General features: G+C 60.2%; 1 pseudogene. It reads right to left on the minus strand.

The features are described 5' to 3' along the window. Positions 1-254: 254 nt before the first annotated feature. Positions 255-821 (minus strand): annotated as a pseudogene (locus AC0L3A_RS40625) (integrase core domain-containing protein); the annotation flags it as partial. Positions 822-1,234 lie beyond the last annotated feature (413 nt).

Here is a 1,234-nt window from a genome sequence, read left to right on the forward strand (position 1 = left end):
TGAGGAGGCACGGAAGATCGCAGCGCGCATACGCGCGCTTCTAGAGTACCCACGGAGGAGCCAACCGATTCGAGTGGCTTGCCTGTAGGGTTTGCTTGGAACACGACGCGACCGTTTCTTGCGTTTGAGGATTCATTGCAGTCCCATTTTCAGGCGTGAACGGCGCACATTCCGAAGCGGGCGCTCGGCAACCGCGATAGCTTGATGAGGGCCGTCATCATTGACGCCAACGTGACCTGCCACTGAATTTTCGGTCAGCGGCAGTCAGAGTTTCGGGGTTTTTGTACGCCAAGTGGCGCGGGTTGAGCAACGGACGATCGGCGGAGCTGGTCGAGGTTGCGCAGCCGATGGTCCGTTGCGGTGAGGTGAGCGGCGTAGGCCGCGGAGGTCAAGTATATCAGCGACGAGTGGGGAGGCTGGCGATTGTAGTCGGCGACCCAATTGGCAATCTTGGTGCGGGCGTCGGCGAGATCGAAGAACAGAGGCTCGTTGAGCAACTCGTCACGCATCCGCCCGGCGAACGTTTCAGCGAAGCCGTTCTGCATCAGCTTTCGGGGAGTAACGAAGTGCCAGTGGATGGCCGCGTCCTTGCTCCAAGCAAGCATGGCGTTGCAGGTGAACTCGGTGCCATCGGACACGATCATTCGGGCTTGCGGCATCGCTCGACGATTGCTGAGTTAGCAGGCCACGCGCCGCCCCGAGATCGACGTGTCCGGAATGGCGCCCAGGCATTCCTTGGGGACGTCGCCGACGATGTTGAGGATGCGGAAGGGCCGACACTCAAAACCTTCAGAGGATCCCTTCGGCCGGAACCATCGCGCGCCTCATGGCAATCGGGCGGGACCTGCTCACGAAAGCGGAGACCGTTCCGCTCGCGGCGAGCGAATCTGGCATGCCAACGTTGGTTGAGGCACGCGAGATCATTGCCGAATTCTACCTGATGATCCGCCGCAAGATCGAGGCGGGTCTCATGACGTGCATCGAGCGCTTGTTCGCGATCAAGGTATGAAGGTGATCGGCAGCCCGATGTGCAACTGCGTTGTACTCACGGTGCTTGCGCTGTAACTTTGGGTTCGCGCCGCTGTAGCGTCTGAGGTTTGGTTCGTTTGGGAGGCACTAACTTCTTCCTCTCTAGAAGCGCGCGTATGCGCCCAGCGATCTTCCGTGCCTCCTCATGCCGGGGGGAGTCGAGTTTCACGCAATTGAGGATGCCTAGCACGTCCTGAGGGTCCTC

Source organism: Bradyrhizobium sp. MI1.3 (genome assembly GCF_055811695.1).